Annotated in this window: 22 protein-coding genes and 2 pseudogenes; 2 read left to right on the top strand and 22 right to left on the bottom strand. The window is 67.0% G+C overall.

What is annotated here, in order from left to right; translation table 11 throughout:
- Positions 1-14 precede the first annotated feature (14 nt).
- From HDR50_RS07340 to HDR50_RS07305, 8 genes and pseudogenes are all read right to left on the bottom strand, one after another.
- Positions 15-638: a hypothetical protein gene (locus HDR50_RS07340; protein ID WP_291357353.1), complete on the bottom strand. Its 624-nt coding sequence runs from the start codon at positions 636-638 to the stop codon at positions 15-17.
- Positions 622-1,971, bottom strand: coding sequence for an HD domain-containing protein (locus HDR50_RS07335; RefSeq protein ID WP_291357351.1), 1,350 nt, complete (start codon positions 1,969-1,971; stop codon positions 622-624). Before HDR50_RS07335 ends, HDR50_RS07340 begins: the two co-directional genes overlap by 17 nt.
- 176 nt (positions 1,972-2,147) lie before the next feature.
- Positions 2,148-3,314, bottom strand: coding sequence for a sulfate reduction electron transfer complex DsrMKJOP subunit DsrP (gene dsrP / locus HDR50_RS07330; protein ID WP_291357349.1), 1,167 nt, complete (start codon positions 3,312-3,314; stop codon positions 2,148-2,150).
- Between the two features lie 11 nt (positions 3,315-3,325).
- Positions 3,326-4,108: a sulfate reduction electron transfer complex DsrMKJOP subunit DsrO gene (gene dsrO, locus HDR50_RS07325; protein WP_291357347.1), complete on the bottom strand. Its 783-nt coding sequence runs from the start codon at positions 4,106-4,108 to the stop codon at positions 3,326-3,328.
- On the bottom strand, positions 4,105-4,491 hold the full coding sequence (dsrJ, locus tag HDR50_RS07320; protein WP_291357345.1) for a sulfate reduction electron transfer complex DsrMKJOP subunit DsrJ: 387 nt from the start codon (positions 4,489-4,491) through the stop codon (positions 4,105-4,107). Before dsrJ ends, dsrO begins: the two co-directional genes overlap by 4 nt.
- A complete protein-coding gene (gene dsrK / locus HDR50_RS07315) occupies positions 4,492-6,150 on the bottom strand; it encodes a sulfate reduction electron transfer complex DsrMKJOP subunit DsrK (RefSeq protein WP_291357343.1) in 1,659 nt (552 codons plus the stop codon).
- A 12-nt stretch (positions 6,151-6,162) separates the two neighbouring features.
- Positions 6,163-7,183: pseudogene (dsrM, locus tag HDR50_RS07310) on the bottom strand (sulfate reduction electron transfer complex DsrMKJOP subunit DsrM).
- Positions 7,184-7,186: 3 nt separating this feature from the next.
- Positions 7,187-7,786 (bottom strand): annotated as a pseudogene (locus tag HDR50_RS07305) (RsbRD N-terminal domain-containing protein).
- 345 nt (positions 7,787-8,131) lie between these two features.
- On the opposite strand from HDR50_RS07305, the gene HDR50_RS07300 reads away from it, so the two are divergent.
- Positions 8,132-8,722, top strand: coding sequence for an OmpH family outer membrane protein (locus tag HDR50_RS07300; RefSeq protein ID WP_291357341.1), 591 nt, complete (start codon positions 8,132-8,134; stop codon positions 8,720-8,722).
- Between the two features lie 108 nt (positions 8,723-8,830).
- On the opposite strand, the gene HDR50_RS07295 is transcribed toward HDR50_RS07300, so the two are convergent.
- The 4 genes from HDR50_RS07295 to HDR50_RS07280 all read right to left on the bottom strand — a co-directional run bounded on the left by HDR50_RS07295 (position 8,831) and on the right by HDR50_RS07280 (position 13,756).
- Entirely contained in the window at positions 8,831-9,601 is a 771-nt protein-coding gene (locus HDR50_RS07295) for a TlyA family RNA methyltransferase (protein ID WP_291357340.1), read from the bottom strand.
- Between the two features lie 5 nt (positions 9,602-9,606).
- Complete coding sequence (locus tag HDR50_RS07290; RefSeq protein WP_291357339.1) at positions 9,607-10,359, bottom strand: flagellar motor protein MotB; 753 nt, start codon at positions 10,357-10,359, stop codon at positions 9,607-9,609.
- Positions 10,360-10,414: 55 nt separating this feature from the next.
- Positions 10,415-11,263, bottom strand: a complete 849-nt coding sequence (gene motA, locus HDR50_RS07285) for a flagellar motor stator protein MotA (protein WP_165078739.1) — start codon at positions 11,261-11,263, stop codon at positions 10,415-10,417.
- 174 nt (positions 11,264-11,437) lie between these two features.
- Positions 11,438-13,756, bottom strand: coding sequence for an AsmA-like C-terminal region-containing protein (locus HDR50_RS07280; RefSeq protein ID WP_291357338.1), 2,319 nt, complete (start codon positions 13,754-13,756; stop codon positions 11,438-11,440).
- A gap of 126 nt (positions 13,757-13,882) precedes the next feature.
- On the opposite strand from HDR50_RS07280, the gene HDR50_RS07275 reads away from it, so the two are divergent.
- Complete coding sequence (locus tag HDR50_RS07275) at positions 13,883-14,848, top strand: AEC family transporter (protein WP_291357337.1); 966 nt, start codon at positions 13,883-13,885, stop codon at positions 14,846-14,848.
- A 10-nt stretch (positions 14,849-14,858) separates the two neighbouring features.
- Here the strand turns inward: HDR50_RS07275 and HDR50_RS07270 are convergent, their stop codons facing one another.
- The 10 genes from HDR50_RS07270 to HDR50_RS07225 all read right to left on the bottom strand — a co-directional run bounded on the left by HDR50_RS07270 (position 14,859) and on the right by HDR50_RS07225 (position 25,671).
- Positions 14,859-16,043, bottom strand: a complete 1,185-nt coding sequence (locus HDR50_RS07270) for an MFS transporter (protein ID WP_291357335.1) — start codon at positions 16,041-16,043, stop codon at positions 14,859-14,861.
- Positions 16,044-16,074: 31 nt separating this feature from the next.
- Complete coding sequence (gene cobJ, locus HDR50_RS07265) at positions 16,075-16,857, bottom strand: precorrin-3B C(17)-methyltransferase (RefSeq protein ID WP_291357333.1); 783 nt, start codon at positions 16,855-16,857, stop codon at positions 16,075-16,077.
- Between the two features lie 392 nt (positions 16,858-17,249).
- Entirely contained in the window at positions 17,250-18,401 is a 1,152-nt protein-coding gene (locus tag HDR50_RS07260; protein ID WP_291357331.1) for a cobalamin biosynthesis protein, read from the bottom strand.
- Positions 18,402-18,445: 44 nt separating this feature from the next.
- Positions 18,446-19,723, bottom strand: coding sequence for a glutamate-1-semialdehyde 2,1-aminomutase (gene hemL / locus HDR50_RS07255; protein WP_291357329.1), 1,278 nt, complete (start codon positions 19,721-19,723; stop codon positions 18,446-18,448).
- Between the two features lie 45 nt (positions 19,724-19,768).
- Positions 19,769-20,248: an Lrp/AsnC family transcriptional regulator gene (locus HDR50_RS07250; RefSeq protein ID WP_291357327.1), complete on the bottom strand. Its 480-nt coding sequence runs from the start codon at positions 20,246-20,248 to the stop codon at positions 19,769-19,771.
- Between the two features lie 412 nt (positions 20,249-20,660).
- Positions 20,661-21,215: a hypothetical protein gene (locus HDR50_RS07245; protein WP_165078746.1), complete on the bottom strand. Its 555-nt coding sequence runs from the start codon at positions 21,213-21,215 to the stop codon at positions 20,661-20,663.
- 102 nt (positions 21,216-21,317) lie between these two features.
- Complete coding sequence (locus HDR50_RS07240; protein ID WP_291357325.1) at positions 21,318-22,199, bottom strand: hypothetical protein; 882 nt, start codon at positions 22,197-22,199, stop codon at positions 21,318-21,320.
- Between the two features lie 78 nt (positions 22,200-22,277).
- A complete protein-coding gene (locus HDR50_RS07235; protein WP_291357323.1) occupies positions 22,278-23,459 on the bottom strand; it encodes an ABC transporter permease in 1,182 nt (393 codons plus the stop codon).
- Complete coding sequence (locus tag HDR50_RS07230; RefSeq protein WP_291357321.1) at positions 23,456-24,652, bottom strand: ABC transporter permease; 1,197 nt, start codon at positions 24,650-24,652, stop codon at positions 23,456-23,458. Before HDR50_RS07230 ends, HDR50_RS07235 begins: the two co-directional genes overlap by 4 nt.
- Positions 24,649-25,671, bottom strand: coding sequence for an efflux RND transporter periplasmic adaptor subunit (locus tag HDR50_RS07225; protein WP_291357319.1), 1,023 nt, complete (start codon positions 25,669-25,671; stop codon positions 24,649-24,651). The genes HDR50_RS07230 and HDR50_RS07225 overlap by 4 nt, the downstream gene beginning before the upstream one ends.

Genomic DNA, 25,671 nt, shown 5'->3' with positions numbered 1-25,671 from the left:
CCGCGGGCCGGGCTTCAGTTCCACACAAGGCGCTGGAGGGGCACCGTGACCGAGGCGAGCCACGCCTGCGCGGCGGCGCTCTCCGGACTGGCGTCGGGCGGCTCGGTGAGCCCCAAGTCCCGCCAGCGGGCGCCATACCAGGGAAAGGTCAGGGCAAGCGCCGCATGCAGGGCCTTGCGCGCGGGGATGAGCATGTCCTCGGGGCGGCTTTCCGTGCAAATCTCGCCTGGCGCGCAGGGCTGGTCAAGCACGAGATAGCGGCGGCAGGCCAAGGGCCGCACCGCATAGACGGCACAGGCGCCGTCGAGGAGGTACGGGCAGGGCCGGCGCAGTGGGTCCGGCTCGGCGGCGCACTGCTCCGCGTGCTGCGCCTCCAGCCGGGCGCGGATGCCCGGCGCGAGCCGGAAGCGCATCTGGGCGCGCATGACGAGAAGTTCCAGCGGCGTCACCGGGATGGGCTGCCGGCAGCAGGTGTCGCAGCCCGGGCCGCAGGCCCAGCGCCGCCCGGCCCCGCGCGCGGCGGCCATGGCCGCGTCCACGCTGGCGTCCACAAGGGCGCAGGCCTCCAGCATCAGGGCGGCGCCGGGGAGGGCGCGTTCCAGCGCCGGGTCGCGGTGGCGGCTATTCAGCGGCCGCATTGGCCGCGTACTGGCGCACAAAGGCGAGGGCGCTCTCCCTGTCCGTCACTTCGCCGGCGATCTGCGCCTGGAGCAGGGCGTCGCGGATGAGGCCCACGAGCCGCCCGGGCGAGAGCTGTGTCTCTTCCATGATCTCGTTGCCGTTGAGCAGCGGCTCCAGCATCTGCTCGGGCGTTTCGGCGCGATCCAGATACTTCATGTTGTGGTTGAACGAGGTGAAGCTGTCCTCCTGCGCCTGCAAATCGGCGCGCGCCATGGCGATGAGGCGCGGCGTCTCGCCCACGGCCTTGAAGCGGCGGATGCCCCGGTCGGTCATCATGAAGTGGAAGCGCATGTGGTGCTCGACCAGGTGGCAGATGAGGTCGGCGTCCTCCTGGGCGAAATGCAGCCGCCTAAGGATCTTGCGCACCACCTTGGCGCCCACGCGGTGGTGCTGGTAATAGGTCCAGCGGCCGTCGAAATACTCGGCGGTGAACAGCTTGCCCACGTCGTGGAAGAGCATGGCCATGGTGCCGAGCCAGTCGTAGTGGAAGCCTTCCTCGGGGTAATATTTCATGCACTTGAGCGTGTGCTCGAAGACATTCCCCTCGGTATCGCCCTTGTCGTTGGACTGGGGCACGCAGTCGAGGGCCGCCACCTCGGGGATGAGCCCCTGGAGGATGTGGGCGTCATAGAGCAGGCGCACGAAGCGGTACATGGACTCGGCGGCCACCTTGCGCCACTCCTCCATGATGTCGCGCGCGGGAACGTAGTCATTGACGCGCACCGAGGCGCGCACGATGGCCATCCAGGTGTTGGGCTCGATGGGCGCGTCGAAATTGGCGGCAAAGCGCAGGGCGCGCACGGCGAGCAGGTAGTTGTGGCGGAGGGTCTCGTCCGGCAGGCCCACCAGGCGGATGCCGCCGCCTTTCAGGTCGGCGAAGCCCTCGTACTGGTCGNCCGTGGGGATGGGGCTGCCGAAGCCGGTGAGCCNGAGCTGNAGGCGCTCGCGCGGGTTGAGCTGCGCNGCCATGGANGGCGTGACGCGCAAAAGCGAGAGCTCGGGGTGGCTCGCGTNNGCNGCCTCCAGCGGNTAGAAGCGGAAGAGNACNCCNTTTTCNGTGAGCTCGCCCACGGCNCGCTTGCCCTCCTCNAGGTTNANCTTGGGNAAGAGCCGCNCCAGNGTNTCGCCCGTGGCCTCGCAGGCGATGTCNACNGCNGGCAGGTCNGNCTGNCCCGGCTTGCGNNCGGCNANNAGGTGCTCCTGNAGGGGGGCGTTGATCACATGGGCGTCATACCCGTTGCGGAGCAGNGTCTTGCAGAGGGAAACGGCATCCTTGAGCGCCTGNTGCATGCGGAACTCCTTNGGCAGGGCGGCAGNAAGANGTCGCTGCCGCCNGGTACTGCCNCNAGTATCGGGGNACGCAGNCNNGGAAGTCAAGCATGCCGCCNTGTTGCNGCGGANNGCNNGGCGCAAAAAAGGGGAGCCCNNCNGGNCTCCCCTNGATNCGGNNNGGCACAGCGNCGCGNCTAGTCGCCGAAGTGNCCGGCCTCGCGCTTGACGNNGAGGGCGATCTTCCAGAGCAGGGAGAGCACNAGCGCGCCCACGGCATAGACGCCCAGCGCCACNGCGCACTCCTTGAAGGTGGGCATATAGGGCGTGAAGGCCTCGAACATGTTGGGCGTGAAGCCGCCGATGAGCAGGCCGAGGCCCTTGTCGATCCAGCTGGCCGCCACNAGCATGATGAGCGCGAGCGGCAGGAGGCGGCTCGTGCGCAGCTGCGGCGGGATGAGGATGGCGAGNGAGCCGAAGGCCATGATGACCGCGGCCCACATCCAGTAGCTCACCCACGCGAGGTGGCCGCCATGCCCGGAGAACAGGAACATGATGGGCTCCATGTGGCCGGGGATGTTGCTGTAGAAGGCGGTGAACAGCTCGAGCAGGTAGAAGAACACGTTGACGCACATGGCGTAGACGATGATGGTGGCNAGNGTCNTGATGGCGTCCTTGCCGGGGTCGAAGCCGGTGAGCCTGCGCACCACGAAGAGNAGGAGCAGCAGGATGGCGGGACCGGAGCAGAACGCCGAGGAGAGGAAGCGCGCCGCCATGATGGCCGTGAGCCAGTAGTGGCGGCCGGGGATGCCGGCGTANAGGAAGGCCGTGACCGTGTGGATGGAGAAGGCCCAGAGGATGGAGATGTAGATGAGCGGCTTCACCCACTTGGGCGGGTCCGTGTCCTTGAGCTCGGCNTCCAGCGTGACCCAGCCGATGACGATGTTCAGGCCGAGGTAGCCGCAGAGCACGATCATGTCNTAGAACATGACCGAATTGGGCGTGGGATAGAGCATGACGTTGAGCATGCGCTGCGGCTGCCCNAGGTCCACCACGATGAAGAGCGCGCACATGATGACGGCGGCCACGGCCATGAACTCGCCGAAGATGATCATGCGCTTGAACTTCTTGTAGTGGTGGAAATAGGCCGGCAGCACGAGCATCACCGCCGAGGCGGCCACGCCCACGAAGTAGGTGAACTGCGAGATGTAGAGGCCCCACGAGACATCGCGGTTCATGCCCGTGATGCCGAGGCCGTTGAAGAGCTGGTCNAGNTAGACGATNCCGCAGAGCGCNATGATGCAGCAGAGGAAGAGCAGCCACACATAGTAGCACCTGGGACCGGTGAGGAGTTTTTCAAGCATGGCTTATCTCCTTACACGAGGTAGTAGACGCCGGGCTGGGTGCCGAGGCTCGGCTTGCGGCGGATGCTGTAATTGGCGGCAAGGGCCTTGCGCACCGAAGAANCCGGGTCTTCCAGGTCGCCGAAGAGCAGGCGCCCGTCCGAGGCTTCCACACAGGCCGGGAGCTTGCCTTCATTGAGCCGCTCCACGCAGAAGTTGCACTTNTCCACCACGCCGATCATGCGCGTGGGGAAGGCCGGGTTGGGCACCGGGTCCGGCAGGTGCAGNCGCGGGTCGATGAAGTTGAAGGAGCGCGCGCCGTAGGGGCAGCCGGCCATGCAGAAACGGCAGCCGATGCAGCGGTGGTAGTCCATGGCGACGATGCCGTCTTCCATCTTGTAGGTGGCCTGCGTGGGGCACACGCGCACACAGGGCGGATTGGTGCAGTGGTTGCACAGAAGCATGTAGGGCTTGTCGCGCACCGCCGTGTTCAGGTGGTTGTTCATGTCGTCCGGGAAGACGTGGTCAAAGCTGTCCGTCCAGATCCACTTGACGTTGCGGTCGCCCGGAATGTCGGGGATATTGTGCGCCTTGGTGCAGGCCGNGATGAGCGGCGCATAGTCGGCCTCGGTCCTGAAGCGGCGCGTGTCGATGACCATGGCCCAGCGTTTCGCNTGGAGCATGCCCTCGCGCTTGACATATTTGCCCGGGGCCACCTGGGCNGTCGCCTCGCCCGCAAGCGCCGTCATCCCGCCGGCAAGGGCAAAGGCCGAAAGCCCCGCCACCTTGAGGAACTTTCTTCTGCTCGTCTTCATCGCTTGCCCTCCGTGGGAATGATGTGGCAAGTCCAGCAGTAGGGATAGACGCTGTTGGCCACATGGCACTTTTCGCAGAATTCCGNGTAGTTGGAATGGCACTTCAGACAGGTGTTCTGAAGGCTGATGACCCATTTCTTGCCGTTGAGCGCGGACTCATAGACGCGGTTTTCCTCGCGCAGGGCCTGGTCGCGCCATTCGTCGAGCAGGCGCATGTGCTGGGCGCGCATGAATTCCGTGTCTTCGATNCANTGCTTTTCGCCCGCGGGCAGGACAACGCCGGTCTTGGTGTAGTCCTGGCCGATCCAGCTCGTCCAGAAGGGCGAGCTGAAGANCGCCACAAAGATGACGATGCCAATGATGACAGCTTTGGCGTTATACATTTATCGGCCCTCCCCCTGGCTTTCGGCGTTGCCGTCCGCCGGAGCTTCCTCGTCCAGGGCCTCCTCGGGCAGGTCTTCCTGGCGCAGGTTCATGGTGCGCTTGGCTTCGCCCTTCATGACAAGGGCATTGCCCACAAGCTCGTGCAGGCCGCTGATGGTGCAGCCCGGGGCCCAGTAGTCGGCGAGCGGCGGCAGGGTGGCGCGGTCGATGGCGCAGACGCAGGCCATGTGGTTGACGCCGTATTTCTGCTGCACATAGCGCAGGGCGTTGCCGCGCGGCATGCCGGAGCGCATCCGCAGCTCCATGATTTCTTCCGTGTTCAGGCCCGAGCCCGCGCCGCAGCAGAAGGTCTGCTCGCGGATGGTGTTCTCGGGCATTTCCACGAAGTTGTCGCAGACGTGCTTCAGCACATAGCGGGGCTCGTCCAGCAGGCCCATGCCGCGCGCCGGGTTACAGGAGTCGTGCCAGGTGGTCACGAGGTTGGCGTTCCTGCGCGGGTCGAGCTTGAGCTTGTTGTGGCGGATGAGGTCCGCCGTGAACTCGGCGATGTGGATCATCTTGGTGGATTTGGCCACGTCGAACACCGTGCCCGTGATGGGCGAGACCGGCACTTCCATGTTGGCCGGGGCCGGGCCGTTGTAGGTGTCCATGTACTGGTTGATGACGCGCCACATGTGGCCGCACTCGCCGCCCAGGAGCCACTTGACGTTGAGGCGCTCGGCCTCGGCGTACATCTTGGCGTTGAGCTTCTTCGCCATGTTGAAGGAGACGAAGGAGCCGAAGTTGCCGCCTTCCGAGGCGTAGGTGGAGAAGGTGTAGTCGAGGTCNAGCTCGTGGAAGAGGAGCAGGTAGCCCATGAAGGTGTAGATGCCCGGCTCCGCGAACACGTCGCCCGAGGGCGTGATGAAGAGGATCTCGGCGTTCTTCTTGTTGAAGGGCGTCTTCGGGCGGATGCCGGTGACGGTCTCGCAGTCGTCGGCGAGCATCTCCACGATCTCCACATAGGAATGCGGCTGGATGCCCAGGTGGTTGCCCGTGAAGCTGCAGTTCTTCACCGGGTCCATGATCCAGTGCAGNCCCAGGCCCACCTCGTGCAGCAGNTCGCGCACGATCATGGTGATTTCCGCGGTGTCGATGCCGTAGGGGCAGAAGAGCGAGCAGCGGCGGCATTCCGTGCACTGGTAGGCGTAGTAGAAGAGCTCCTTCACCACGTGCATGTCCCAGCCGCGCGCGCCCACGCGCTTGCCGAGNAGCTTGCCGAGCATGGTGTGGTCGCGCCGGTAGAGGGAGCGNAGAAGCTCGGCGCGCAGCACGGGCATGTTCTTGGGGTCNTTGGTGCCGAGGAAGAAGTGGCACTTGTCCGCGCAGGCGCCGCAGCGCACGCAGATGTCCATGAAGAGCTTGAGCGAGCGGTGCTTCTCGAGCCTGTCGGCGAAGGCGTCGCAGAGGATCTTTTCCCAGTCTTCGGGGAGGTTCCAGTTTTCGGCCGTGGGGTCCCACTCATGCGGGTGCGGCATGTGCAGGAGCTCCATGGTCTCCATCTTGGCCGGATAGCAGTAGCTGCCGGGGATGAAGTCCGGCTTGGTGTCGAACCAGTCCTTGTCCGGAAAGGCCGGGCGGCTGGCGACGAGCATTTGCGGCGTGGGGAGTTTTGCCATCGTGGTGCCTCCTTACTCGGCAGCCTTTTCGGGTTGCTTTTCCAGGGGAAGCCCCGCCTCGGCCATGGCGTCGCGGTAGGCGTCCTCGTATTCGGGATAGGTGAAGTACTGCTTGGGCGGGTTCCAGGGATTGATGTGCCGGATGCGCCGCGAATTGTTGGCCATGTTGCGCGTGGGGCTGAAGAACACGCCGGGCATGTGCGCGAGCTTGGAGAAGGGGAAGTACATGAGCAACACGCAGACGAGCGTCAGGTGCACGAAGAAGAGCCCGTTGATGCCCGCGGCCGAGACCGGCGCAAAGTGCGTGAGGCCCATGAGGTAGATCTTCACCTGCGAGATCTCGGTCTTGTCGAAATAGCGCAGGCACAGGCCGCTACAGACGATGCCGAGCAGGAGCCAGAGCGGGAAATAGTCGTTGGCGAGCGAGATATAGCGCAGGCGGTAGTTCCACACGCGGCGCGCCAAAAGGAAGAGCAGGGCCACCAGCGCGAGGCCNCCCGTCCAGTAAAAGCGCGGGCNNACCCACCTGCATGATGCCGTCGATGGTCTCCACCCAGGTGATGGGNNNGGGCACNGGCTCCATGAAGAAGCGGAAATGGCGGATGAAGATGACNAGCACCGAATAGTGGAAGATGAGCGCGAAGGCCCAGAGCCACAGGGAGGAATAGTAGATGAGCCGNGGGCCCTTGTTCACGGGGTCGTTTTCCACGATTTCCGCGCTGGTGTTGCGGAAGAGCGAGCGGAAGAGNAAGACCTCGGTNAACATGCGCTTGACCACGCCCCAGGTGGTGCTGGGGCAGTCGATCTTGGCCTGCTTGATGAAGTCGAGCGACTGCTCCTGGCCGCCCGTGGTGGGGATGCAGAAGGGCACCGGGGATTTCGCCCAGTACGCCATGCGCCAGATCATGCCGCCGATGAAGACGAGCACCGCCGCATACGGCAGCACCACGCCGAAGAGCGGCGCGAGCCCCACGCTCGCTCCGATCCAGGCGATGGCCGCGATGAGCAGCACGAGGACCAACGATGCAAACATTCCCTACCTCGCTTGGCTGGGGTTCTGNCCAGGGNCCGCGTGGTCCCTGGGGGCCTTNTCCNGGCTCNCNGGGCCCGCGGCNTCCGCCNNNTNGGGCCCGTTTTCAAGGCGCTGCGCCCAGCGGGCNAGCTGGGCGTGCTGGTTCTTGATNTCNNTGATGCGCGACTCGGCCACGGTCTCNCGNGCTTCGGCATAGATGTCGAAGGCGAGNAGCGCCAGNGTGTCGAGGCGCGATTCCGCNTCNAGNTAGTCCTCNAGNCGCCCCTTGAGGCGCATNTCNGGCATGACCTTTTCGCGGAGGATGGGCTTCATGAGATAGAAGACCGCAAGGCTCTGGCTGGGGGCGAACTTCTGCACGGCGCGCAGCTTGACNAAGCGGTCNAGCGAGGCGCGCACCNTGGCNGCNTCCACATCCTCCCCGGCCACGGCGTCNAAGAGCACGCCCGCGGCCTCGCGCGTCATGTGCGCCACGGGATTGGTGAAGGGGTCGCTNNCGGTGCGCANNAAGCCCGTGGTCTCNAGNGGGTAGGTGGCGAAGACCGCCTCCACCCAGGANTCGACCACTTCNTTCTTGTGCGCGCGCAGGATTTTCAGNGATCGCATGCCCGGCCCGGNNTTGCGCGNNAAGGAGGCCCCCGGCGCAAACCCGNAACGGCCCCTTCCGCGTGAANATGGATTCCCCNNNTATACGGNGGANAGGGGCTTNGCGTCAAGTCCTCCCCGCGCTTTTGCAGGGGAATAAGAGGGCGGGATCACTGTTGTTTTTGCGAAAAGCTGAAAAGGTAAAAGCGGGAGAGGTTTCGGACATGTTGCCGCGGCGACCGGTGCCAACGGGGCTTGCGGGCTGCGCGCAAAGGTCGCCGGGTCTCGCGCCCGGGAATTTTCTTGAAAAAGTGTAAAAAATGGTCTATGGGACTCGTCTACTTTCTTTAAAGGAGTCATCACACCATGCGCACCAGCCGAATCATCGCGCCCCTTCTCGTGGGCCTCTTTGTACTCACGGGCTGCCAGCAGCAGGAAAGCCAGGTCGCCCAGCCGAAAATCGCCATTGTGGACATGGGCCGGGTCATGCGCGACAGCGAGCCCGGCAAGGAAGGCGTGAAATTCCTCGAGGCCCAGCAGGCCGGCATGCAGGAACAGCTCGACGCCATCCAGGACCGCCTCGAAAAGAACCCCAAGGACGAGGCGGCCATGCAGGAGCTCCAGCGCGTCTATGCCGCCTCGCAGCAGCGGATGCAGGCCGAGCAGCAGAACGTGGTCAACCTGCTCTTTGACAGCGTGCAGCGCGTGGTCAACAGCTACCGCGAGGCCCAGGGTTTTGACATGATCCTCGGGGCCGAGGCCGTGGCCTCCTTCAAGCCCGGCGCGGACGTGACCGCGGCCATCATCGCGGAAGTGAACAAGCATAAGGTGGAGTTCAAGCCCGTGCCCGAAAGCGCGCTTTCCGGTATGGCCCCCGAGGGCGCGCCGGAAGCCGCGCCCGCCCCGGCCGTGGTTCCCCCGGCCCCGGCGGAAAAGCCTGCCGCCCCGGCCAACTAGGCCGCGAAAAAAATGCCGCCGCGCCGATGCGGCCGCCAACGCAACGAAAAACGCCTGCCCCCCCGGGGCAGGCGTTTTGTCATTTCCAGCCGATTTCTCTTGGGCGCCTTACTCCGCGCGGCGGAAGAGCGCCATATATTCCTGGTTACCCTTGGGCCCCTTGATGGCCGCGGGAAGGACGCCCCTGGCTTCAAGGCCGAGCTCCCCGGTGCAGAAATTGACGATCTTCTCCACAGCGCGCTTTCGCGCCGCCTCGTCGCGCACCACGCCGCGCACGGTCTCGCCGGGGCCGAGCTCGAACTGCGGCTTGATGAGCAGGGCCGCGAGGCCCCCGGGTCTGAGCCAGGCCATGCAGGGGGGTAAGATGAGGGTGAGCGAGATAAAGGACACGTCGCCCGTGAGCAGGTCAACCGGCTCGGGGATAAGGCCCGGCTCGGCGTAGCGCAGGTTCACGCCTTCGAGATTGACCACGCGGGGGTCGGCGCGCAAGCGCTCGTGCAGCTGGGCGCGGCCCACGTCCACGGCATAGACGCGGGCGGCGCCGCGCTGGAGCAGGCAATCAGTGAAGCCGCCGGTGGAGGCGCCGGCGTCCACGCAGGTCAGGCCCGTCACATCAAGATGGAAATTGTCCAGCAGGGTGAGCAGCTTGAAGGCGCCGCGGCTCACATAACGCTCGCCGGGAAGGAGCGCGAGGCGCGTGCCCTCGGGATAACCGTGGCCCGGCTTGGGGACCGGCACGGGCTGGAGCCCCGGCGCCGAACCCTCTGGCGGCGCGAGCACGATGCGCCCGGCCATGATGAGGCTGCGCGCCTTTTCCCGGCTTTCGGCCAGGCCCTGCTCAAAGGCGAGCTGGTCGGCGCGCACGCGGGCCTTGGCCATGCGGCTCAGTACACCACGCTGTAGGACATGACCTCGGGCCGGTGGAAGAAGAACTCCACGCGGCGATTCACGGCGCGGCTTTCCTCCGAGATGCCGGGCTTGAGCGGCCGCGTTTCGCCGTAGGCCACGCCGCGCAGGCGCGTGGGCTTGACGCCGTGGTCCGCGAGATAGCGCAGCACGGCCGCGGCGCGCGCGCCGGAAAGCTCCCAGGGCGAGTCATAGGGCGGCCGGGCCTCGCTGCCGTCGGCATGGCCGCGCACCACGAGGTAGAGGTTGTATTCTTTCATGATGTCGAGAACATCGCCCAAAACCTTGATGCCCTCGGGCTGGAGGGCCACCTCGCCGGGCTTGAACATGATGTCCGAATTGACGCGCAACTGCACGCCCACGTCGTCGGCGCTGATGCCCGAGGCGTTCTGCGGCACCGCGTCGGCCATGAGCATCTGCTTGAGCTTCTGGGCGATGGCGTAGTGGGATTTCTCCACCTCGCTGATCTTGAGGTCGCGCGTGTCGATCTTGTCCGTATTCTGGATGAAGGGATTGTTGGAAACGGGCGAGGTGGCGCTGGAGTCGAAGTTGCGCTCGCCGCTGAAATAGGCGGCGAGGCCCGCGCGCGTCTCCGGCGGCACCATGTTCAGGATCCAGAGCAGGAGAAAAAAGGCCATCATGGCCGTGACGAAGTCGGCGTAGGCCACTTTCCATGCGCCGCTCATAGTGCCTCCTTGGGGTGCGGGGCCGTGTTGGCCCGAAAACGCCATTCCCGCATACTGGGTACGCGGGAATGGATAATGATATGCAAGATGCCTGCCGGGCCTAGTTGCTCTTGAGCTTTTCTTCCATCTCCGGGAAGGTGGGCCGGAACGGGTAGGGGATGGCCCGGCGCCCGTACTCCACGGCGATGAGCGGCGTGGAGCCGCGGATGGCGGCCGCGAGAGCCTCCTTCACCGCGTTGAAGTAAAAATGCTCTTCGGCGACGTAGTTCTCGAGCTTGGAGCCCATGGGCCCGAAGAGGCCGTAGCAGCAGAGGATGCCGAAGAAGGTGCCCACGAGGGCCGCGCCGATGTGGTGGCCGAGCACGTCCGGCGGCTCGTTGATCATGCCCATGGTGACGACAACGCCGAGCACGCAGGCCACGATGCCCATGCCCGGCAGGGACTCGGCCATGTGCGTCACGAGGTGCGCGGGCAGCATACCCTCCTCGCGCATGGTCTCCATGTCCATGTCCATGAGGCTGTCGATGTCGGCCGGGTCGCCCGTGGTCAGGTAGACGCGCAGGGTGTCGCCGATGAAGTGGACGAGGGTGGAATCCTTGGAGATATTGGGATACTTGCTGAAAATGGGGCTCGATTCGGGTTTTTCCACGTCGCCTTCGATGCTGATGACGCCCTCGCGGTGCATCTTGGAAAAGAGCGCGTAGAGCAGCGCCAGCGTCTCGAGGTAGCGGGCCTTGCTCGAGCCGGGGTCGGCGAAGAGGTGCTTGAGGCTCTTCAGGATGAGCCCGAAGGTGTACTTGGTCTGGCTGCCGAAGAACGCGCCCATGGCGCAGCCGAGGATGATGATGAATTCCGCCGGCTGGAAGAGCACGCCCCAGTCGCCGTGGGACATGGTGTAACCCACGCCCACGGAGACTCCGACAACGATGAGGCCTATGAGCAGATACATGCCGTACCGCCTGTGCGGCCGCCCCCATGCCCGGGGGCGCTCCGCGTGCTTCTCCGATAGCGGGCACATGCCCGCAGACAGGACTGTATACTATTCCGCTGTCCAGCTCAACGGCGGAATGGGGCGAAACTTTAGGGCGCCGGCGACGCTGCCGCTGCCGCCGTCACCTCCCCTTCATCTTCCGAAAACGCCGCGCAGAAGCTCGCCCGCCCGGCCGAGGTCGTCGCGGACGTTCCCGCCCCTTGTCTGCCCGGCCGGTGCCGTCCCGCGCTGGTTCTGGTTGTTGAGGAGTTGGGGGATGACCCTCTTGCCCACATCCAGGGTGAACTTCGGGTCAACGCTCACGGCCACGGCGTCGAAGGGCCCCTTGAAATTGAGGGGGATGTTGAGGCCGGCGGCGCTCACCGTGGCCGAACCCTCGAGATATTCACGCGCAAGGCTCGCGCGCGCCTCGCCCCGCAGGGTGATGCCCTGTGCCGTGGCTGTCACGGGCTTGGCCGTGATTTCGCCCCTGCTGACCGTGAAGGGCGCGCTCAGCGTGGTAACGCGGTCGGGGATGCCTATCTTGAGCATGGGCAGGGCGCGCAGTTTTTCGGCGGCCTCGCGCAGGGCAGGTGCGGAGAGGTCGCGCGCCTCGAGCTTTCCGTCGCCGCTGAGGCTGGACAAAAGGGCCGGAGCGCCCGCGCCCGCGGCCCTGAGCCGCGCCGTGAAGCCGGCGCTCCCCGAGGCCAGCCCCGCCTTGCCGGCGGCGGCGCAGAGCGCGCCGATATTTATGGCGGCCCCGCTCGCATCGACGCTGTACGCCGAAGCCGGAAGGTCGGCCGTGGCCGTGCCCTTGAGCGAACCGCCGCTGCGGAGGCTGGCGGAGAAGCCCCCCACGGTGTAACGGCCGCGCTGGCCCGTGATATGGGCCGCGATGTCGCTCAGGCCAAAGCCCCCGTAGCGCAGTTCGGCCACGGCGAGGCTCAGGTCGACTGTGGGCAGGGAGCTCGCGGCGCTTGGGCGGCCGCCCTTGGGCTCGGCCTTGGGGCTGCCCTGGACCGCGGGCGCCGGGCTTTCCGCCGCCGGGGTGGCCTTTTCGGCCGAGAGCCACGGGTCGAGCGTCACCGGCCCCACGCGCAGCTTGCCGCCGAGCGAGAGAGGCGTCTGCGCGGCCATGGGCAGGCCCACGGTGAGGTCGCCCGCGAGGGTGAGGCCGGCCGCCCTTGCGTCGAGGCCCCCGAGCCGCAGGGCCGGAGGGGCATAGGCCAGCCGGCTGCGGACATCCACGGTATCGGCCGCGCCCTTGGGGAGCGCGAAGCCCCCGAGCGCCGCCAGCCTGCGCGCCGAGCCGGTGAGCGCCATGTCGCCGGCCACGGTCAGGGGCTCGAGGTTCGCGTTGCCCTTGAAGGTCAGCAGGGCCTGGGGTGTGGCCTTGCCGGCGTCGCCCAGTTGGAGCCGGGCGTCCACGATGCCCTTTTTCCCCGACCAGTCGAGGGTGGCGCGCAGCTCCACCACGTCACCAGCGCCCCCCACGCCCTTGGGCAGACTCGCGCCGGCAAGCGCCCCCAGTTTGCCGGCGGAGCCGGTGAGCGTGACATCGCCCTTGAAGGCCGGCGGCGCAAGCCATCCCTCGCCCTTGAGCTCCAGGCGGCCCTGTGGGGCGGTGAGCCGCGCCTCGGCCACGCTCAGCCGGAGCGCGGCGAGGTCGAGCGCGCCCTCGCAGGTCAGTTGCAGCGGCGCCAGCTCGCGCGGGATGAGGCCTTCAAGCGGCGTAAAGGCCACGGAGACCTGGCGGAAGGTCAGGTTGGGCGCGTAATAGCGGAGCTGGCCCTTGAAGGCGAGATTGCCCTCCAGGAGAGGCGCGGTTGCCGCGGCATCCTTGCCGGTCTTGTTGTTCCCGGCGGCTGCCCCGCTCTCCGCTACCGCCACTACCATGTCGCCCTGGAGGCCGGCTTCCTCGCGCCGGCGCAGGTTTTCCAGCGCAAGGTTGAAGCCCGAGACGCGGATGTCGCGGCTGCCGTCCACAAGATGCAGGGCGCCCTGGCTCACGGTGAGGCGCCCGAGCTCAAAGGGCAGCGCGTCGTCCGGGGCCTTGCGTTCCTTCGTGTCGCTGGCGCCCGGGGCTTGCGCCGGCCCGTTTTCCGCATCGCCGGCGGCGGGCGCGGCCAGGCGGATATCCGCCTCGGGCCGGTCGAGCCTGAGCTCGCTGATGACGAGAGCGCCCGACAAGAGCGGTTCCAGCTCAAGACGCGCCATCCCCCCCGCAAGCGAGACCGTCACGGCATTCCCGTCGAGCTCGCCGCTCCAGCGGGCCGCGCCGAAGCGCAGCCCCGGCGGCAGCAGGGAGATATGCGGCGTCTCCTTGAGCTCCAGCGGCGAACCGGTGGCCTTTTCCGTGGCTTCGGCGATGCGCCGGACGATGAAGTCCGCATCCATGTGGGTGACATAGAACGCGGCCCCGCCGACGCCGAGGACGAGGACGCCCAGGATACAGAGAAGGACTCGTTTCATGCGGCCTCCGCAGCGGCCCGCGCAAGGAGCCTGCGCTGCTGCGTGGATATGGCAAGCTCTCTACAGGAAGTAACGGCGCCCCGCAAGCCGGGTTTACCGGCGGGGCAAAAGCCGCTACAACAGGGCATGGTCTTGTTGCAGGCATTCGGGGGCGTGCTGAGCCTTTTGCTCGTGGTGGGCGTGGGCTATGTGCTTGCCGGGCGCGGCTGGTTCCCGCCGGCGGTGCGCGGCCTGCTGCCCCGGCTCGTGACCAATGTGGCGCTCCCGCCCTTCCTCATGTGCACCATTTTGCGCTCCTTCGGCCGCGAGGATCTCTGGCACATGCTCCAGGGCACGCTTTTGCCGCTCCTCGCCATGGTGCTCATGTACGCGCTCGCCTATGCGGTGGGCCGCGCCGCGGGCGTGGAGCGCCGGCACTTCGGGCTCTTCTGCGCCTGCGTCTCCAACCCGAACACCATCTTCATCGGCATCCCGGTCAACATGGCGCTCTTCGGCGAGGAGGCCGTGCCCTATGTGCTCCTCTACTATTTTGCGAGCACGTCCTTTTTCTGGACAGTGGGCAACTACGCCATCAGCAGGGACGAGCGCGCGCCCGGCGCCGCGGCCCCGCTGCCGGAGGCCGACGGGCACCCGGGCGCAAGGCGGCGCAAGGCGCTCGTTTCCGCGCCGGTGTTCGGCTTTATCGCCGGCATCTCGCTGGCGCTTTTGCATGTGGAGCTGCCGGGCTTTTTGCTGGAGGCCGCGCGCCTCGTGGGCAGCCTCACCACGCCGCTGGCCCTCATCTATATCGGCGTGACCCTGCACGAGATGGACCTGCGCCATTTGCGCGTCACGCGCGACATGGCGCTGGCGCTCACGGGCCGCATGGCGGTGAGCCCGCTTTTGGTCTGGGTGCTCTTGCCGCTGTTCGGCCTGCCGCCGCTCATGGGCAAGGTCTTCGTCATGCAGGCGTCGCTCCCCGTGCTCATGCAGGTGGCCATCCTGAGCGGTTACTACAATACCGACCCGGAGTTCGGCTCGCTCATGGTCTCGCTGTCCACGCTCGCCTGCGCCGTGACCATCCCCGTCTATATGCTGCTGTTATCGTTGTGAGCGGCGCCCCTCACGCCCCGCGCGGTTCGGGCCGCGATTCCGGCCCGCGCGAGAGCAGGTAGGAGAAGGTTGCGCCCAGGGCCGCCACGCCGGCCAGCACCCGGATGGCCACGGGCAGCCCCGCCATGTCGGCCACCCAGCCGAGGACGGGCTGGGCCACGCCGCCGAGGCTGGTGGCGAGGCCCAGGGTCACGCCCGAGGCGAAGCCGATATTGCGCGCGAGCAGCCGCTGGCCGAGTACCACCTGCGAGCTGAAGGGCGCATAGAGCACGAAGCCGAGCAGCGGCAGGCAGGCATAAGCCCAGGCCACCGAGGGCGCGAGGCTGAAGGCGAGCACGGCGAAGGGCATCACCGAGAAGGCGAGGCGGATGACCGGCACGCAGCCGATGCGGTCGGAGAGCATGCCGCCCATGATGTTGCAGGCCACCCCGCAGGAGCAGAAAATCACGAGCGCCACGGCGCCCGCGGCCTTGGACTGCCCAAACACGTTCACCCAGTAGAGCGGGATGAAGGCGTTGCAGCCCACGAACACCGTGGAGCGGGCAACGATGACCACGGTGAGCCGCGAAAACTCGTGCCAGTTGTTGACCGGTTTGGGGCCGCCCGCCGGGGCCTCGGCCGGGCTTTTTTGTGGCCCCTTGGTCGCCGCGCGCCCGAGGCGCGTGATGGCAAGGAACAGCACCGCCGCCATCACAAGCCCGAGCACGCCGAAAACGCCCATGCCCTTCATGCCGAAGCCGCCCACAAAGGCCGCGACCAGCAGCGGCCCGAGGATGAAGCCGGTATTGCCGCCGATGGAAAAGATGCTGAGCCCGATGCCCTTGCTCTCGCCCGAAACGCGGTTGGCATGGCGCGCGCCTTCGGGGTGGAACAGGGCCGCGCCCACGCCGCTGATGGCGATGGCCGTGAAAATGGCCCAGTAGCTCGAGAGAAAGCCCATGCAGGCGATGCCGCAGCCGGCCAGCGCCACGCCCACGGGCAAAAACCACGGCTTGGAGAGCTTGTCGGCGAGCAGCCCGAACACCGGCTGGATGATGGACGACAGGCAGGAATAGGCGAGCATGAGGCCGCCCGTGGCCTGGTAGTCGAGCCCGTAGGCCGAGCGCAGGTAGGGGAGCGCCGCAGGCAGCGCGCCGGAATTGACATCGCAGGACATGTGCCCCAGCGCGAGGAGAAAAATCTTCTTCTTTTCCATGCCCCGGAAGCTACGCCTGCGGGCGAAAAATTCAAGCCGTTTTCACGGGCTTGCGGCCGTAGCCGCGCGGCGTGAGCATGTACGGGCCGGCCAGGCGGCTCTCGGAATTGCCGATGATGACGAGAGTCAGCATGTCGGCCCATGTGGGGTCGGCTTCGGCGAGCGTTGTGAGCCTGACCTCCTGCCCGGGGCGGTACGCCTTGCGCACCATGCCCACCGGGCATGCGGGCTCGCGCAGGGCCCGGGCCATGTCGAAAGCCATGCCGAGATAATCGGGCCGACCGTGCGAGCGGGGATTGTAGATGACGCAGACGAAATCCGCCGCCAGCGCGGCCTCAAGCCGCGCCCGGATGCGCTCGAGCGGGGTGAGCAGGTCGCTCAGGCTGATGCAGGCGAAATCATGGGTCAGCGGCGCGCCGAGGAGCGCCGCGGCCGCGCAGAGCGCGGGCACGCCGGGCACCACGCAAAAGGGCACCGCCGCAAGCAGGCCGCGTTCTTCCAGTATTTCCAGCGCAAGGCCGGCCATGGCGTAGATGCCCGCGTCGCCGGAGCTGACAAGGGCGGTGGGCGCCCCGGCGACGGCCGCGTCCACGGCGGCGGCGCAGCGTTCGCGCTCCTGGCGCATGCCTGAGCTGAGGAGCCGCTTGCCGGCAAGGAGTTCCGGCGGGAGCAGGTCGAGATAAAGCCCGTAGCCGGCCACGCAGGATGCCGCCGCCAGCGCGGCGCGGGCCTCGGGGGTGAGCAGCCCGGTGTCCCCGGGGCCGATGCCCACGGCGGTGAGCGGCGCGGGAGATGCGGCGGGGGTGGCGGTCATGGGTGTTCTCCTTGTTTTTGTTGCTTGGGGGTGGCGGGCGAAGCAGGTTCGGGCCGTCCTGTTAATGCTGAAATTATCCGTCAAAAACAGCCTTGCTCCAGCCGTTGCGACGAAGGAAGCTACGGATGGAGACAGCAATTAGTTACCCTACAGCCAATCAACGCAGCCGCTGTCGCTATCCGTAAGGCTCGCAAGCTCGCCAACGGCTAGCGCTTAGGTTTCGGCTGCGCCAGAGAAAAATTTTCTCGGTCGAGTACTTAAGTACACTCCCGTCGAAAATTTTTATCTTCCTTGCCGAAACCTGAAAATCTTATTTTTTAGGATTCTTCCGGCACCAGCCCCCGTCTGTCGCTTCGCCCCAGCCGGTATTAAGGAAGGCCGCTTTCGGGGATTCATCCCGTCATGCAAACAGCGACAGCCACGGTGACACGGCCCTGAAAGACCGTCTTGGGCGCCAGCAGAATGGCGTTCGCGGCGGGCCGTGCTTCCTGCGCGGCCAGCAGGGCAGCCGCTTCGCAAACGCTGAATGGCGCAAGCCCGAAGCGCGCCCCGGCGGCTTCCGACGGGTGCGGCACGGGCACGGCTGCGAGATCCTGCGCGGGGTACGCCAGCATGGGCACGCCGAGACGGCGCGCGGCTTCCGCAAGGCCCGGCTCTTCCGCTTTTTCCGCCACCGTGGCGAGGCTCGCCAAGGCCGCCACTTCCAGCCCGTGCCCTGCCAGGGTCTCGCGCACGGCGCTCTCGATGGCCGCCGCGTCCACGCCTTTGCGGCAGCCCACGCCCGCATGCAGCAGCGGCGCGGCCATGCGCAGCACGTCCGGGCCGGCCGGCATGCGCTTCCAGTGGATGCGTACGAGGGGGATGTCTCCGCACGCCGTTTCGGCCCCGCGCCGGAAGCGGGGTTCCTGAGCCCCGGGAAGGCAGGAAAGCGGGTCGGAGAGGGGCACCGGCTCGCCCTCCAGCAGCGCCGCGGCCACGCGCGGGAGCTTGTCCCAGTCGAGGATGCGTAAGGATGCGGCGCGGGCGAGCTCGTCCAGTGCCGGCGGCCCGTCCGAAACGGCGTCCGAGGCCGTGGTGATGACCGCCTCCCCGCCGAGCAGGCGCGCCACATGCCGGGCGAGGCCGTTGCCGCCGCCCCAGTGGCCCGAGAGCAGGCTCACCGCATAGCGGCCGGCCGCGTCCAGCACCACCACGGGCGCGTCCACGCTCTTGTGGCGCAAAAGCGGCGCCAGCGCCCGCACGGCGATGCCCGCCGCGCCGAGAACGATATGGCCGCGGTATTTGCGAAAATCCCGCGCCAGCGCGTCGGCGAAGCGCGCGAAGGGGAGGGCTGCGGCTTCCCCGCTTTCCCGGTCAAGGGCGCAGAGGCGCGCCGGAGCGAAGAGGCGGCACTCAGCCACGGTTCCGCCTTCGGGCGCCTCCCAGGGCTGTTCCGCGAGGCGGGCCGCAAGGCGCCGGCCGGTGGCGAGGCCCGGGAGGCTCAGGGCCCAGCAGACGAGGGCGGCCGCCGGCTCGCCAGCCTCGCGCCGTACAGGGGGCCGCACGCTCCTGCGGCCGCCCGCCCGTACCGAAGGATGCCGCACCGGGCTCAGGCCGGGAATTTCACCGCCTTGGCCGCTTCCAGCGCGCGGTCGAAGTCGTCCTTGGTATGCGCGAAAGAGACCATGCCCGTCTCAAAGCCCGAGGGCGCGAGATAGATGCCCGCGGCCCGCATCTGCTTGTAAAAGGCCGTAAAGAGCTTCTGGTCGCACTTCTTGGACTGCTCGAAATTGGCTACCGGCGTCTCGCTGAAGAAGGGGCAGAACATGGAGGCGATGGTCGGCATCTGCACGGCGACACCCTTGGCGCGGAGGATGTCGGCGAGCTCCCTGGCGAAGGCCGCGGTGCGCTTCTCAAGGCCGGCGTAGTCCTCGGTCTTGAGGCGCGTGAGCGTGGCGAGGCCGGCCGCCATGGCCAGCGGATTGCCCGAGAGCGTGCCCGCCTGGTAGACATCCCCCGCCGGGGCCACGCGCTCCATGTAGCGGCGCTTGCCCCCGAAAGCGCCCACCGGCAGGCCGCCGCCGATGATCTTGCCGAAGCAGGTGAGGTCCGGGTCGATGCCGAAGCGCTCCTGCGCTCCGCCATAGGCCAGGCGGAAGCCGGTGATCACCTCGTCGAAGATGAGCAGGCTTCTGTATTCTTCGGTGAGCTGGCGCAAGCCCTCGAGGAAGCCGGGCAGCGGCAGCACGAGGCCCATGTTGGCGGCCACCGGCTCCACGATGACAGCCGCGATGTGCTCGCCGTGCTTCTGGAAGCAGGCGGTGGCGGCTTCAAGGTCGTTATAGGGCACGAGCAGGGTCTCTTCCACCACGGCCCTGGGCACGCCCGGCGTGCCGGGTATGGACAGCGTGGCCACGCCCGAGCCCGCGGCGGCGAGGAAGGGGTCTGCATGGCCGTGGTAGCAGCCGATGAACTTGACCACCTTGTCCCGGCCCGTGACCGCGCGGGCGAGGCGCAAGGCGCTCATGGTGGCCTCGGTGCCGGAATTGACCATGCGCACCATTTCAAGGCCCGGCATGGCCGCGACCACTTCTTGCGCGAGCTTCACCTCGTCCGGGCAGGGCGCGCCGAAGCTGGTGCCGCGGCCCACGGCCTCCCGGAGCGCCGCCGTCACGGAAGGCTCGTCATGGCCGAGGATCATGGGCCCCCAGGAGAGCACGAAATCCACATAGACCCGCCCGTCCGCGTCCTTGAGGTGCGCGCCGTGGGCCTCGGCGATGAACAGGGGCAGGCTTTCCACATTGCGGCAGGCCCGGACAGGGCTGTTGACGCCGCCGGGGATGAGGGCCAAGGCCGCTTCATAGAGTTCGCGCGAACGGTCGTCCATGGGGGCTCCTTGTGCTGGCGCCCGCTGCCGGCCATGTGCCGGCACTCAGGCGAAATAGGTCATGGAAGTCTTTTTCAGTTCCTTCAGGCTGCGCAGGATGGCGTATTCCCGCAGGGGCCACGCGGCCAGAAGGTCGTCCACCACGCCGAGGCATTCGGCCTCGCTGCGGCCGTGGGCCATGGTGTAGAGGGTATAGGGCCAGTCCGCGGCCGGGCTCGGGCGAAAATACGCGTGGGAGACGCGCGGATGCTGCGCCGCGATGGGGCCGCAGGCACGGGCCTCCTCCTCGCTGGCGACCCAGGCCACCATGGCGTTGTGCGTCCAGCCGGTGCGCTGGTGGCGGATGCTGGCGCCAAAACGGCGGATGGCCCCGCTTTCCTTAAGGCGCGTGAGCAGCGCGAGCACCTCGGCCTCGGTGAGGCCCGTCTGCGCGGCGATGTCCGCGTACGGGGTGAGCGAGTCGGGGAGGTTCCCCTGCACGATGGCGAGCGCCGCGCGTTCGGCGGCGCTGAAGGCGGGCGGCATCATGGCTCCGGGGTCTGGTGATTGCATTGCTTGCGAGAGGGCATGTGCGTCTGTGCTGTATCTGTACTGCCGAAATTATCCGTCAAAAACAGCCTTGCTCCAGCCGTTGCGACGAAGGAAGCTACGGATGGAGATAGCAGTTAGCTACCGCGCCAGCCAATCAACGCCACCGCTGTCGCTATCCGTAAGCAGGCAAAGCCTGCTAACGGCTACCGCTTTGCTGCTGGCTGCCTCAGAGAAAAATTTTCTCGGTCGAGTACTTAAGTACACTCCCGTCGAAAATTTTTATCTTCGTTGCCAGCAGCAAAAAATCTTATTTTTTAGGATTCTTCCGGCACCAGCACCCGTCTTCCGCTTCGCTCCAGACGGACGAAGGAAGCGCCGCTGACGGTAAGTATCCGCCCAATTGTCCCTAGCGCTTGAAGGAACGCGCGAACAGGTCCTGGATGGCGATGCGGCCGTTGTCTTCGAGAAAGCGCGTGCCCGTGGCTGCGAAGTGGGGGTGCTCGATGACCGGTGCTTCCACTTCGGTCCAGACATCCTTGTCCCAGAAGAACCAGGCGCTGCGGGGCTGGTCGAAGACATGCAGGGGCTTGTTGCAGATCTTGGCGAATTCCGCGCCCCAGCCGGTGCCGCCCTTGACCGTGTTGTCGGGCTGGATGGCGCCCACCACGATGACCTCGTCGCCGCTGCTCACCTGCCAGCAGATGGACTGGAGCACCTTGCGGAACAGCGGGGCGCGCGTGTACTCGCGGTTCATGAGCCGGGAGACATAGGTCAGGCTCACGTCCTTGAGGCCGAGCTCTTCCGAGGTGAGGACGCGCACGCCGCGAGTGCGGTCAATCTGGTGGCCTTCAAAACTGTAGTTGACTTCCTCGATGCCCCAGCTTTCGGCGAGCGCGCCGAAAAACTGTTCCGTACCGGCGGCGCCGCCGCTGTAGAGCACGCATTGCGAGGGATTGAGCATGGTCGACTCCTGAAAGTGGATGATGGCCCCGGCGGGCGGGTGCACCAGTATGGCAGAATTTGCCCTCCGGGGCAAGGTGGGGCGTTGCGCCGTGTCCGCGCCCTAGTGCCGCCCGGACGCTTCCTCTGCGAAGGTGGCGCCGAAGCGGTCGATGCCCCAGGTGAGCGCCAGCACATAGAGCGCAGCGAACACGGCGAGCCCGGCACAGAGATAGGGCGGCGCCGAGAGCGAAAGCCGCATGAGGAGCGTGCCGATGACAAAGCCGGAATTGCGGAACACCGCGAAATAGCTCGGCATATAGCGCTGCGCGATGAGCACCATGGCGATGTCGGCGAAGATGAGCACGGTGTAGATGGTCTCGAAAAAGCCTGAGCCCCCGGGCGCCGGCCGCCCCGCGAGGAAGGCCCACACATGCTCCACGCCGATGGCGGCGAAGATGCCGAACAGGATGAGCGCCACGAGCTTCTTGCTGAGCACATAGCCCTCGCGGCGGCTTTCGTCCCGGATGTAGTTGCGCCCCTGCTGGAGGTGCCGGTACACGCCGAGGCAGAGGAAGACCAGAAGCGCCGCGCCGGCGGAAGCCGCGATCTCGCCGACCTGGAAGAGGTTGCCCATGCCGATCTCCACGGGCTCGCCGAACTGCGGCAGCTCCTTGAAGGCGTTGCGCAACAGGATGAGGGTCAGGATCTCGAACTGCTTGCCCATGGAGCGCGAGAGCGAGGCCGGCAGCACGAAGATGAGGCTTAAGAGCTCCATGACGAGGATGAGCGTGAAGGCGAGCTCGATGGACCAGAAGTGGCTCGCCGGCGGCGCGGGCAGCCACGCAGGGAAGAGGCCCTGGCGCCCGAGCTCCACCGCGCCCAGCGTAAGCAGGTAGATCCAGAGCAGGCCGAGGGCGAGGCGGCGCTGCGTGGCCGTGCCTTCCCAGAAGTGATACAGCCGGTCATAGAGGCGGCAGAGCGAGGGGGCCAGGGTGCCGGGCATGGGGTCTCCGGGATGGTTCAGGGGGGATGCGCTGGCGCACCATAGCGCGGGCGCCGCAAAAGTCAAAGGCCGGGCGCGTCAGGCGGCGTGGGGCGCGCCCTGCTCCTCTTGGGCCGCTTTCCTGGCCTGGCGCCGGGCCTCGAGGCAGGCGAGGACGAAATACACTGCGGCCAGCAGCAGGAGGTGCGCCATGTAGGGCGCGGCCTCGGCCACGTCCGCGCCGCACTGCGAGGCGCGGATGATGCCGTAGGAGCCGGGCGTGCTCGGGAAGAGCCAGCCAAGGCACTGGAAAAAGAAGGGAATGTTCTGCGTGGGCCAGAGATTGCCGGAAATGAACACGCAGGGAAGCGCCGAAAGCACCACAGCCTGCATGACGAAGTGGGTGGGCCCGAGCAGGAGCGAGAGCAGGCAGGCGAGCGAGCTCACGGCCAGCGAGAAGGCCGCGCACATGCCGAGCGTGGCGGGGATATTCTGGAAGGAATTGATGCCCTGAAGATAGAAGACCGGCCCCTCGACGAACAGGGTCCAGAACAGGCAGAGGAAGAACACCGACATCTGCACGCAGAAAAGGCACAGCGGCGAGCCGAGCGCGGCCGCAAGCACGGCCGGCCGCGCCGCGGCCATGTACCAGGCGTTGAACAGCATCCCCATGCCGGCGCACATGAGCGTCTGGAACACGATGACAAAGACGATGGGCACCGCGAAATTGAGATAGCCGGAAATGGTGTTGTACGCCGCCACGGTGACGAGCGCGGGCGCCTGCATCTCCATGCGGGCGAGCTCGGAGGCCGAGGCGCCCTGCGCGCGGAGCCACGCGGCCACGGCGCGGCTCGCCGCGGCCTCAAGCGGGCCGCTGGCCCCGGCCGTGGAGATGCGCCCGCCCACGAGGTAGGCGCCGTCCGCGGTGAGGGTGATGGCCGTGGGCACCGCGGCCGCCACGTCGCGCCCGAAATGGGGCGGGATCTCAAGGATGGCCGAGACCTCGGCGCGCTTCATGGCCAGGATGGCCTCCTGCCGGTTCTCCGTCACTTGCAGGATATTGAGGTCAGGCGTGGCGCGAAATTCCATGACGAGCTCACGCGAGAGCGGCGAGCCGTCGGCGTCCACGATGGCGCAGTGGATGTGGTCGGGGAGCTGCGCCATGTAGGGCCAGCAATAATAGGCGGCATAGAGCACGATGGCCGCCATGAAGAGCGGCGCGCAGGCCATGTTGGTGCAGCACTGGCGCAAGGCCGTGGTGAAGCAGCGTGCGGGCGTCATGGCCGGCCCGCCTCCTCGCTGGCGGCGAAGCGCCCGTATTTTCGGCGGAAAAAGGGCAGCCCGATGATGAGCGGCACCACGAAGAGCAAGGCCAGCGCGAGGAAGGTTGTGCCCAGCTCGTCGAGCCCGGCGCCGAGCGCCCAGACCTGCGACTGGCCGCGGATATACCAGGTGAGCGGCAAAAAGTCGGCGTAAAAGCGCACGCCCGCGTCCATGGAGTCAAGCGGGATGGAAAAGCCGGAGAAGGGCAGCGCCGGCGCCGCATAGCCCACGGAAATCACCAGCGCGAGCCGCCAGGTGGGCGCAATGCCGGTGATGAGCACGCACATGGCCGCGATGGCGGCCACGGCCGCGGCGCCGCAGAAAAACCAGGTGAGGACAGAGCCCGCCGGCGCGAAGCTGCCGTAGCCGCTGAAGAGCGCGATATAGAAGAGGATGACGAGGCAGTAATAGACGTAGTGCGGCGTGAGCTTGCCCACGAGGGCGGCGCCGAAGCTGCCGCCGGCCGAGGCCAGCCACGCGGCCACGCTGCGGTTCCATATCTCGCGCAGGATGGCGGTCATGAAGGCGAAGGTGGCGCCGATGATGATCAGCCCCGGGATGAGCGTGGAAGAGAGAAAGATGAGGAAGCTCGAGCCCATGTTGGCGAGCCGGTAAAAATCGGGGTGCACGAGGGAAAGGATGCGTTCGGCGCCAGTGGGGCCCGCGCCCGCCCGGAGGAGCTTTTGCGCCGTGCGCTCCTGCGAGAGGCCGTCCATGACCGCGGCCGTCTCGATGGCGAAGGTGCCGCCCACGGCATAGCGGTTTTCGTCCGTATGGATGACAACGGTGCCCCCGGCGCCGGAAAGCTCGTCGCGCATGTAGCCCGCCGGGATGACGATGACCCCGTAGACCGCGCCCTGGCGCATGGCCGCCAGCGCCCCGATGCTGTTCTCGTAGCTTTCGAGCCCGAGGGCCCGGTTGGCGTCGAGCGCGCGGATGACCTCGCGCGAGGCGGAGCTTTTGTCCTCGTCCACCAGCGCCACGGGCACCCTGGTCATGATACCCTGCCCGAGCAGGCCCCAGACGATGAGCATCCACACAAGGGGCATGATATTGCAGAAGATCACTTCCCGGGCATTGCCGGCCCACTCCCGGCATTCGCGTCCCATGGAGCCAAAGACGCCGGCGAACCAGCGGCGCAAGGCGGTCATCGCTCCCTGTCCACCAGCACGGTCATGCCGGGCCTCAGGCCTTCGATCTTTTCCACGGGCCTCGCGCGCACCTCGAAGGTCTTCATGTCATAGCCCGAGTCCTCGCGGGTGCTGCGCCAGGTGGCGTAGCTGGCGCGCGGGCTGATGTAGTAGACCTTGAAATCGATGCCGTCGCGCCCGAGGGCCGGCACCCGGGCCTTGAACACATGGCCCACGGTGATGCCGGGCAGGCTCTCCTCCCGGATGTTGAAGCTCGCCCACTGGTCGTCGAGGTTGACCACCGTGAGCACCGGGAAGCCCGCGCCCGCGAGCTCGCCCGCCACCAGCACCACCTTGTCCACCTCGCCCGCGTGCGGCGCCTTGAGCTCCACATCGTCCGCGAGCGACGCCACCTCGCTGACCACGGCCGCGGCCTCGCTGGTCTCGGCGCTGGCGGCCGCCTTCTCCTGCGGGCGCGAGCCGGCCTGCGCGAGGTCATAGGCCTGTTTCGCGGCGGCCGCCTGGTCGGCGCTGGCGAGCATTCTGGCGCGGGCCTCGTCATGGCGCTCGCGCGAGACGAGCCCGTCCCGGAACAGCGCCGCGATGCGGTCATAGGTCTTGCGGTCGAGGTCGGCGGCGGCCTGGGCGCGCTCCCATTCCGCGTGGGCGGCTTGCTTTTCCTGCGGGCGCAGGCCCTCGTCCACCATGCTCTGCTGCGCCTCGGCAGCGCGGTCGCGCGCACGCGCCTCGGCGAGCTTGGCTTCTATTTCGGGCAGGTGCATGCGCGCCACCACCTGCCCGGCCCGCACGCTCTCGCCGGCCTCCACGAGCACTTCCTTCACGCGGCCCGGCACTTTCGAGGAGATGCTGATGGTGCGGCCTTCCATCTGGCCCTGAAAGGGGGGCAACGGCGGAAAGGCCGCGCGCCATACGCCCCAGATGACGAAGATGCCCACGCAGGCCACGGTGGCCAGCAGCAGGACGAGGCCCAGCTTGCCGCCGCGCGCCTTGGCCGCGGCGTGCTCTTGTGTGTCGCTCAT

It is taken from the genome of Desulfovibrio sp., from assembly GCF_014803725.1.
Classification (GTDB): domain Bacteria; phylum Desulfobacterota; class Desulfovibrionia; order Desulfovibrionales; family Desulfovibrionaceae; genus Desulfovibrio.
This window is presented reverse-complemented; position numbering and strand designations above follow the sequence as displayed.